This window comes from Streptococcus parasanguinis (assembly GCF_016648925.1).
Taxonomy (GTDB): Bacteria; Bacillota; Bacilli; order Lactobacillales; family Streptococcaceae; genus Streptococcus.
In genome coordinates this window covers 46,237-55,257 of the sequence record NZ_JACLQX010000015.1, presented here as the reverse complement: position 1 = coordinate 55,257, position 9,021 = coordinate 46,237, and the positions used below count along the sequence as shown (strand labels likewise).

Below are 9,021 nucleotides of genomic sequence, written 5' to 3'. Positions count from 1 at the left end.
CCTACTCAACTGTGCGGAGGTGGGACGACGAAATCGAATTCTAACGAATTACCGATTTCTGTCCCACTCTCTTTTTATTTACTAAAGAAGAAGGGTGGGGTGAATTCTTTTAATTTTTCAAAACAATCCAAAGCCCCTTGGTTGTCTTCGCAGATAACCAAACAGACATCATCTCCACAGATGGTGGCTACAATTTCTTGGAGTTCCAATGCATCTAAGATAGCTCCAAAGGATTGGGCCAGACCTGGAAGAGTTTTTACAACGACCTGGTTTTGAACGGGCCGTAACATAACTAAGGCATCTTCCATATACATCCGCAGGCGCTTTTCCCAACGGGAAGGAGCGATGGTGTTCATGGCATAGTAGGAACTATCCCCCTCGTTAATTTTTACCAAATTCAAGGATTTGACATCCCGTGAAAGGGTGGACTGGGTAACGAGAACACCATTGGCTTCTAAGGCTTCCTGGAGTTCTTGTTGGGTATGAATCCTACGCTCAGAAATGATCGAGCGGATCAAGCGATGGCGGCTTTCAATTTTATTCATGAGAGACTCCTTTACTTGATGAACATAGCATCCCCGAAACTGAAGAACCGGTAGCGTTCTTGAATAGCATGGTGGTATGCTTCGAGGGTTAATTCACGGCCGGCAAAGGCAGAAACCAACATGACCAGAGTTGATTTTGGAAGGTGGAAGTTGGTTGAAAAGGCATCGACGACTTTCCATTCATAACCTGGTTTGATAAAAATATTGGTCCAGCCTGAATCAGCTTGGATGTCTCCATCAAATTTGTTTCCAATCGTTTCAAGAGTTCGGATAGAAGTCGTTCCGACGGCTACGATGCGTTTCCCTGCAGCTTTTACCTGACGAAGGGTCGCAGCAGCTTCTTCAGAAAGTTGGTAGAATTCAGAGTGCATCTCATGGTCTTCAAGATTGTCCACAGATACTGGACGGAAGGTTCCTAGGCCCACATGAAGGGTCAAATAGACCAGGTGAACCCCTTTTGCTTCAATTTTTTGGAGCAATTCTTGGGTGAAATGAAGACCTGCCGTCGGAGCTGCAGCAGAACCATTTTCTTTGGCGTAAACGGTTTGGTAACGCTCGCGGTCAGCCAGTTTTTCATGGATATAGGGAGGAAGTGGCATTTCACCAAGGCTTTCCAAAACTTCTAAAAAGATCCCTTGGTAGTGGAAGCGAACGATACGGCCTCCGTGCTCTAATTCTTCCTCAACGGTTGCGGTCAACCGACCATCTCCGAAGCTGACTGTGGCCCCGACCTTTAAGCGTTTTGCAGGTTTTGCCAAGACTTCCCAACAGTCATCTTGCGTATTTTTAAGGAGAAGGAATTCGACGTGACCACCTGTTTCTGGTTTGACTCCATGAAGGCGGGCTGGTAGAACGCGCGTATTGTTCATGACAAGAGCATCTCCTGGCTCCAATTCATCCAAAATTGCATCAAAATGACGGTCTTGGAATTGCCCTGTTTTTCGATCGAGGATCAAGAGTTTAGAGGCATCTCGTTTTTCAAGAGGGGTTTGAGCAATCAGTTCTTCAGGCAAATCAAAGTCAAAGTCGTTGGTATTCATTTGCGCTCCTTTTATAATAAATTTGTGAGTAGATAGATGGTAGTCCCGACAGCTAAGAGCATCAGGCTGATTCCCATCAAAAAGATCAGGACCTTGAGAATCTTTCTTTGATGAATCAAGAAAGATAAGAGAAAGACAAGGAGTCCGATCAAAAAAATGATGAATAATAGTGATACAATCATACCTTTCATTATATCACGAATCGACTTGAAAATGAAAAAAATGCCAGAAAAAGATAGCGGTTTCACTTGACAAAAATTGGTCTATACCATATAATAAAAGCATAGAGAAATAGGAGGTCTATCCAATGAAAATTATTGAAGTAAAGGACCAAATTGAGGGTGGAAAAGTTGCCTTTGATATATTGAAAGAAACCTTAAAGGAAGGTGCTCAAACCTTAGGTCTTGCGACTGGAAGCAGTCCCCTTGAGTTTTATAAACAAATTCGTGAAAGTGATCTGGATCTGTCTAATCTAATCAGTGTGAACTTAGATGAATACGTAGGATTGACGGGAGATGATCCTCAATCTTATCGGTATTTCATGGAGAAAAATCTCTTTGATGCCAAACCATTCAAAGAAAGCTACCTCCCATCAGGTGTAGAAGAATCTGCCGATCAAGAAGTGATCCGTTATAACAAAATACTCGAAGAGCATCCAGTGGACCTCCAAATCTTGGGAATTGGACGCAATGGGCATATCGGTTTTAATGAGCCAGGGACATCCTTTGATAGTCAGACCCACTTAGTTCAGTTGGATGACTCTACCATTGAGGCCAATTCTCGTTTCTTTGATAAGATCGAAGATGTACCAACCCAAGCCATTTCGATGGGGATTGCCAATATCTTAGCTGCGAAATCAATTGTCTTGTTTGCCTATGGGGAATCGAAAGCCCAAGCGATCAAAGGTACGGTAGAGGGTGAAAGGACAGAAAAAGTGCCAGCTAGTGCCCTTCAAGGACATCCAAATGTGACCATTATTGCGGATAAGGAAGCCTTGAGCTTGTTAAGTCGATAAAAAACAGGACCTATCGCCGATTTATTCGGGCCAGATAGGTTTTTTTCTGCTTCAAAGTATGGTACAATACAAGTAATTATCTGCTGGGATTAGCTCTTTTCATCTACTGGGAGACAAGAGGAAAGGGCATGAGGGCTAGAAGCTTATTTTAGCCTCCAGCTAATTAGTCTGTTATAAAGGAAAAGTCTATGATAAAAAAATATTTGATCCATATTTGCCTCCTTCTGAGTCTCTTATGCCAGCCAATTCTAGCGAGTGCGGATGAATTGGTGGATATGGCGCAAAAGATGTATCCAAATGACAATGTCCAAGCCATTAACCGTCCACATTCTTCGCTTATTATTGACGGAAATACGGGCAATGTTCTTTGGAAAGACAATATCGATGAAGTCAGAGATCCTGCCAGCATGAGTAAGCTCATGACGCTCTATCTCTTGTTTGAAGATATGGCAAATGGCAAGATCAGTAAGGATACAGTGATCAAGGCGACCGCTTCAGACCAAGCGATCGGAAAGATCTATGAGATCTCCAACAATAATATTGTTGCTGGGGTAGACTACACAATTCCTGAGTTGATTACCATGACAGTGGTTCCATCCTCAAATGTATCGACCCTCATGTTGGCCAATCTTATGTCCAACAATGATCCAGATGCCTTTATCGAGCGCATGAATGCCAAGGCTAAGGAATTAGGGATGACCAACACGGTCTGGAATAACCCGAGTGGGGCGGCCATCTCCACCTTGCAAGGCTACTATCAGGTCAACAATTATCCAAATGATGCGGCCAACCAGACAACTGCGCGTGATTTAGGAATTCTGGTTTATCATTTTATTAATCAATACCCAGATATTTTAAACTATACCAATCAAGCACAAGTCACGGTCAAAAAAGGGACTCCATATGAGGAAACCTTTGATACCTACAATTATTCATTGCCAGGAGCCAAGTATGCCTTGAAAGGTGTGGATGGTTTGAAAACTGGTTCAAGCCCTCGTGGAGCTTTCAACTATATCGCGACCATCAAACGGGGCAATCAGCGCTTAATTGCTGTCATTATGGGCGTAGGAGATTGGGCAGACCAAGATGGGGAATATTACCGCCATCCGTTTGGCAATGCCTTGATCGAAAAAGCCTATAAAGATTTTGGCTATAAAAAATTGTTAGATGCAGGTGTCCAGAAGATTGACGGCAAGACCTATACACTTGAAAAACCCTTCTATGCAACGGTTAAAAAAGGGGCTAAAGAACCGACCCTTGCGGTAAAAGATGGCTATCTGACAGTAGATAATGATCTCTACACGTTGTCTGAAGGTATCCGAGATGATATGAAAGTGGAAGAAGGAGCCAAGCCAGAGCTTGTCAAAGAAACAGCAAGTGGGAAAAAGACAACGGCTAAGCACAGTAAATGGCTTTCGCTAGATCACTTCCTGATCTTGATTCCCATTCTTATTCTTGTCATCATTCTCTCGATTGAAAAACAAAGTCGTGAGAGACGCAAAAAAGAGGCTCAAAAGCGCTATAATAAAGAATAAAATAAAACCTAACTGATTGTCAGTTGGGTTTTGTCATTGTCTCATTCCGATATTTTTAGAAAGGATTTATATGAAAAAATTCCGAAATTCTTATGCGGCTTATATGCTACTCTATAGTTTTTATTTTATGTCCACATCTCTCTTTACGACCCTCATTTCCGTCTATTTGATGGGAAAGCACTATAGTGCAACTCAAGTGTCGACTTTGGTATCGGTTGCCTTTTTCTTATCCATGGTAGCCCAACCCTTCTTTGGGTATATCAATGAGCGATTTGGAATCGTAAAAATGACGACCCTCAGTCTGAGTGTGATCATTGGTGGTGTCTTAGGTTTTCTTTGGGCCCCCAATCTCTTTTGGCTGACTGTTTTTTATGGGATTGTTCTAGTCTGTTTGAATGGGACAGCTCCCATGATGGAAGTATTTGCAACGCAAAGTCCATACGCTTTTGGGAAGATTCGCGTTTGGGGAACCATTGGCTACTCGGTCGGTGTCCAAATAGCTGGCTGGGTCTATCATCAGTTTAGCCCCCAAGCAGTCTATTATACGGTTTTGATCACCATTGTATTGAGTCTCTTCTGCCTAAGTGCGGTTCGAATGAAGAAAAAAGAGACAGTCGTAGAAAAGGAAAAACACCCTGTCTCTATTAGTCCTCTTCTTCACAATGGACCTTATCTCTTCTTTATTGTGTTGATTGGGTTGGCTTCAGGGGTTGGAAATATTGGTCATACCTATATTCCTGAGCTACTCATGGATAGTGCTCTACCAGTGCATATTGCCTCAACAGTTGTGGCTATCTCCGTCGTAGTGGAAGCCCCCTTGATCTTTTTCTCTGATCGATTCATGGACCACTGGCCTTTACGGGTTTTGATCGCTCTTCCAATTGGAATTATTTTCGCTCAATATGCTGTCTATGCTCTTCCAAGTCCTGTCTTCTTAAAAGTGCTTTTGACTCTTTTAGCCAAGCATACAACAGGGATGGTTTTGATTATGGTCTCCTTACGGTTTATTGCCCAACAGGTGAATGGCAAAGACTTGGTTCTTGCCATGGCCATTGTCCAAGGAGCTCGTTATTTAGGAACCATTCTTTTACAACCCCTCGCAGCCCTCTGTATTGAAAGAGGCGGTTACCAAGTCATGAGTTTCTTTTTAGCAGGGGTTGTAGGGATCGTCTTTTTGCTGAGCTTTGCCTTAAAAATGCCCCAAGGAAGATCTCACAGCCTTTTTGGTGGCAATGTAGAATAATTTATTTGCTAGAATTGTACGACTAGCTATAGAGGAATTGGACAGAAACACTGATTTCATCGTGTTCTGCCCAATTTTTTTGCTATTATCAAGAACTAGTGATTAATTTGACAATCAAAGTATTCGGTGATAGAATGAGGTAAAATAAAAATAAAGGAGACCATTTTATGAAAAAAATGATCTTATCGACAGCTGCTCTTTTGACGATTGTTTCCCTAGCTGCTTGTTCAAATAAGCAAGAAACAAAGAAGGAAACTTCAAATAGTCAATCAACTACTAAAGTGACGAGCAAATCTGCCAACACTACAAAAAGTAAGGATACTTCAACAGATTCAGAAAAAGGGTCAACTTCAAGTGTCGTTACAGATGAGGACATCAGTAAGGCAAAAACAGTGGGCGACTTCAAAAAGTTGTATGCAAAATTAATGGATCAGACAGTTTCTCTTACGGAAGAAGCAGGCTCTTCAGTAACAGGTTCCGCAAAAGAACAATACGATGCAACGATTAGTGCCTTGAAGCAAGAATTAGAAAACCAAAAAGATATCTTTAATGAAGGTTTGGAAAGCATCGGTTCAGATAGCACGGTTGTCCCTAAAGAAGACCGTGAAGCTTTGATCGAAAGCTTGAAAGATGCTCGAGAAGAGTTGGAAAGTACTCGTAAAGAAATGAAAGATATGCAGAAAGAATTGAGTAAATCTCCTGTTGCAGATGACGACAGTGATGATTCAGATTCTGAAGAATAAAAGGAAGAAAAGGTTGGAATTTCCAGCCTTTTTCTTATTTTTTTTCGAATGATATAGATGAGGAGGTGGGGCTATGTTTATTGCCATGGATAAGAATCAAAAGCGGTGGAACTGTATCGAAGAGATCCCAGATGTGACAGAAGGTCCCTTCTATTGCTTAGCTTGTCATAGTCCAGTGCGTCTAAAAAATGGCTCGGTTCTACGGGCTCATTTTGCTCATGTAGAATTACAGTATTGTCCCTATCATCACGAAGCTGAGAGTTTTGAACATCTGGAATTGAAAGCTTGTCTTTATAACTGGGCCTCCAAGGAGTCTAATACAGAAGTCGAAAGTTATTTAGCAGATTTTCAGCAAATTGCAGATCTCTTAGTAGTAGATAAGAACTTAGCTTTGGAAGTGCAGTGCAGTTCCCTATCTTTAGAACGCTTGAAGGAGAGAAGCGATGCTTATCGATCCCATGGTTACCAGGTCTATTGGTTACTTGGTAAAAAATTGTGGCTCAAAAACAGACTAACAAAGCTGCAGGCTGGCTTTCTTTATTTTAGTCAGAATCGTGGGTTCCATCTTTGGGAATTGGATCTTTCAAAGAAAGAGCTACGTTTGAAATACCTCATCCATGAGGATTTACGAGGGCGATTGCATTATCAAACAGAAATTTTCCCTTTTGGCCAAAGGTCCTTACTAGAAGTCTTACGGACCCCTTATCTTTCGCAACCCATGCAGCAAATGGAAGTCGAGCTCGATCGGACATTTTTAACGTTTATACAGCAGCAGCTCTTTTATCGTCACCAAAAGTGGCTGAAGCTTCAGGAAGAACTCTATTTGCAGGGACACCATCTGATGGAACTGGGGCTGGATTTCTTTTATCCTCTTTGTCGTCCGATCCTTTCACAGAACTTGCTTCAAATTGAAGAGGATGTAGAAGATTACTACCAGCAGTTTATGACCTATTATCAGTCGCAAGGGATCCAACCTGTTCAGATCCTTTATCCCCCACGTTTTTATGCTCAGCAGAAAAGCTAACTTTCTAAGGTAGAAATCCTCCCGAAATGTTCATTTTTATGCTAAAATAGTACCATTGGAGGTTTAATCGAAATGGTAAAACAACGTAATGAAATTGATGAAAAATACCAATGGGATTTGTCGACAATTTTTGCGACAGATCAAGCTTGGGAAGAAGAAGCAGCTAGCTTAGCTTCAGATATTAAAGCAGCTAGCCACTATGCTGGCCATTTGTTGGATTCAGCGCAAACGCTTTTGGAGACAACCAATGCATATTTGGAATTGAGCCGTCGTTTAGAAAAGGTTTACGTCTATGCTCATATGAAAAATGACCAAGACACACGAGTGGCTAAATACCAAGAGTACCAATCAAAAGGGATGTCGCTTTATAGCTTGTTGGGTGAAACCTTTGCCTTCTATGAGCCTGAGTTCATGGCTATTACGGATGAGCAGTACAAAGCTTTTGTGAGTGAGGTTCCAGCCTTGGAACAATATGGTCATTATTTTGATCGTTTGCTAGAGAAAAAAGAACATGTCTTGTCCCAAAAAGAGGAAGAATTACTTGCAGGAGCTGGTGAGATCTTTGCTGCTGGTGGGGAAACATTTGAAATCTTGGACAATGCAGATATTGTTTTTCCAACTGTGTATGATGACAAGGGTGAAGAAGTTCAATTAACACATGGAAACTATATTTCTTTGGTAGAGTCAAAAGATCGTGCCGTTCGTAAGGAAGCTTATGAAGGTCTCTACAAGGTCTATGAACAGTACCAACATACCTATGCGAAAACCTTGCAAACCAATGTAAAAGTTCACAACTTCAATGCCAAAGTTCGCAAATTCTCATCTGCCCGTGAAGCAGCCCTTTCTGATAACTTTGTACCAGAAAGTGTTTATGATAGCTTGGTAGCAGCTGTGAACAAACACTTGCCACTCTTGCAACGTTACGTGCAATTGCGCTCAAAAATTCTAGGAATCTCAGACTTGAAGATGTACGATATGTATACGCCATTATCCGATACAGACTACAAGTTTACTTATGAAGAATCATTGGCCAAAGCAGAAGAAGTCTTGGCTGTTTTGGGTGAGGACTATCTTTCTCGTGTGAAACGTGCCTTTAGTGAACGGTGGATCGACGTGCATGTCAACCAAGGAAAACGCTCAGGAGCCTATTCAGGTGGTTCTTATGATACCAATGCCTTCATGTTGTTGAACTGGCAAGATACATTGGATAATCTCTTCACCTTGGTGCATGAAACTGGTCACAGTATGCATTCTAGCTATACCCGTGAAACCCAGCCTTATGTCTATGGGGACTATTCCATCTTCCTTGCCGAAATTGCCTCTACAACCAATGAAAATATCTTGACAGAACGTCTCCTAGAAGAAGTAGAAGACGATGCAACTCGTTTTGCTATTTTGAATCACTTCTTGGATGGCTTCCGTGGAACCGTCTTCCGTCAAACACAGTTTGCCGAATTTGAGCATGCTATCCATAAAGCAGACCAAGAAGGTACTGTTTTGACTAGTGAATTCTTGAACAACCTCTATGCAGAACTCAATGAGAAATACTACGGTCTTTCAAAAGAAGACAACCCTGAAATCCAATATGAATGGGCACGTATTCCTCACTTCTACTATAACTACTACGTTTTCCAATATTCAACTGGTTTTGCAGCAGCTTCAGCTCTAGCTGAAAAAATCGTTCATGGAACCCAAGAAGATCGTGACAAATATATCGACTACTTGAAGGCTGGAAACTCTGATTATCCACTCAATGTTATCCGCAAAGCAGGTGTGGATATGGAAAAAGAAGACTACTTGGACGCAGCCTTTGCGGTCTTCGAACGTCGTTTGAATGAATTTGAAGCCCTAGTAGAAAAATTAGGACTCGCATAAG

8 protein-coding genes are annotated in these 9,021 nt (G+C 41.7%); 6 read left to right on the top strand and 2 right to left on the bottom strand.

What is annotated here, in order from left to right:
• Positions 1-74 precede the first annotated feature (74 nt).
• Both H7T97_RS06710 and queA read right to left on the bottom strand, forming a co-directional pair.
• A complete protein-coding gene (locus H7T97_RS06710) occupies positions 75-545 on the bottom strand; it encodes an arginine repressor (RefSeq protein ID WP_003006364.1) in 471 nt (156 codons plus the stop codon).
• 11 nt (positions 546-556) lie between these two features.
• Entirely contained in the window at positions 557-1,585 is a 1,029-nt protein-coding gene (gene queA / locus H7T97_RS06705) for a tRNA preQ1(34) S-adenosylmethionine ribosyltransferase-isomerase QueA (protein ID WP_003006367.1), read from the bottom strand.
• Between the two features lie 307 nt (positions 1,586-1,892).
• Here queA and H7T97_RS06700 point away from each other — a divergent pair, with 307 nt between their 5' ends.
• The 6 genes from H7T97_RS06700 to pepF all read left to right on the top strand — a co-directional run bounded on the left by H7T97_RS06700 (position 1,893) and on the right by pepF (position 9,020).
• Positions 1,893-2,600: a glucosamine-6-phosphate deaminase gene (locus H7T97_RS06700; protein ID WP_049506139.1), complete on the top strand. Its 708-nt coding sequence runs from the start codon at positions 1,893-1,895 to the stop codon at positions 2,598-2,600.
• A 188-nt stretch (positions 2,601-2,788) separates the two neighbouring features.
• Entirely contained in the window at positions 2,789-4,135 is a 1,347-nt protein-coding gene (locus H7T97_RS06695; RefSeq protein ID WP_049490513.1) for a DUF1958 domain-containing protein, read from the top strand.
• Positions 4,136-4,205: 70 nt separating this feature from the next.
• The gene (locus H7T97_RS06690; protein ID WP_201089846.1) at positions 4,206-5,378 is read left to right on the top strand and encodes an MFS transporter; all 1,173 of its coding nucleotides are present in this window, start codon (positions 4,206-4,208) and stop codon (positions 5,376-5,378) included.
• A 167-nt stretch (positions 5,379-5,545) separates the two neighbouring features.
• Complete coding sequence (locus H7T97_RS06685; RefSeq protein WP_195529521.1) at positions 5,546-6,121, top strand: hypothetical protein; 576 nt, start codon at positions 5,546-5,548, stop codon at positions 6,119-6,121.
• A gap of 73 nt (positions 6,122-6,194) precedes the next feature.
• Entirely contained in the window at positions 6,195-7,145 is a 951-nt protein-coding gene (locus H7T97_RS06680; protein ID WP_201089844.1) for a competence protein CoiA family protein, read from the top strand.
• A gap of 72 nt (positions 7,146-7,217) precedes the next feature.
• Positions 7,218-9,020: an oligoendopeptidase F gene (pepF, locus tag H7T97_RS06675; RefSeq protein ID WP_195529519.1), complete on the top strand. Its 1,803-nt coding sequence runs from the start codon at positions 7,218-7,220 to the stop codon at positions 9,018-9,020.
• Position 9,021 lies beyond the last annotated feature (1 nt).

Coding starts and splice junctions, on each gene's coding strand:
- H7T97_RS06710 (WP_003006364.1), bottom strand. CDS start 545: ATGAATAAAATTGAAAGCCGCCATCGCTTGATCCGCTCGATCATTTCT.
- queA (WP_003006367.1), bottom strand. CDS start 1,585: ATGAATACCAACGACTTTGACTTTGATTTGCCTGAAGAACTGATTGCT.
- H7T97_RS06700 (WP_049506139.1), top strand. CDS start 1,893: ATGAAAATTATTGAAGTAAAGGACCAAATTGAGGGTGGAAAAGTTGCC.
- H7T97_RS06695 (WP_049490513.1), top strand. CDS start 2,789: ATGATAAAAAAATATTTGATCCATATTTGCCTCCTTCTGAGTCTCTTA.
- H7T97_RS06690 (WP_201089846.1), top strand. CDS start 4,206: ATGAAAAAATTCCGAAATTCTTATGCGGCTTATATGCTACTCTATAGT.
- H7T97_RS06685 (WP_195529521.1), top strand. CDS start 5,546: ATGAAAAAAATGATCTTATCGACAGCTGCTCTTTTGACGATTGTTTCC.
- H7T97_RS06680 (WP_201089844.1), top strand. CDS start 6,195: ATGTTTATTGCCATGGATAAGAATCAAAAGCGGTGGAACTGTATCGAA.
- pepF (WP_195529519.1), top strand. CDS start 7,218: ATGGTAAAACAACGTAATGAAATTGATGAAAAATACCAATGGGATTTG.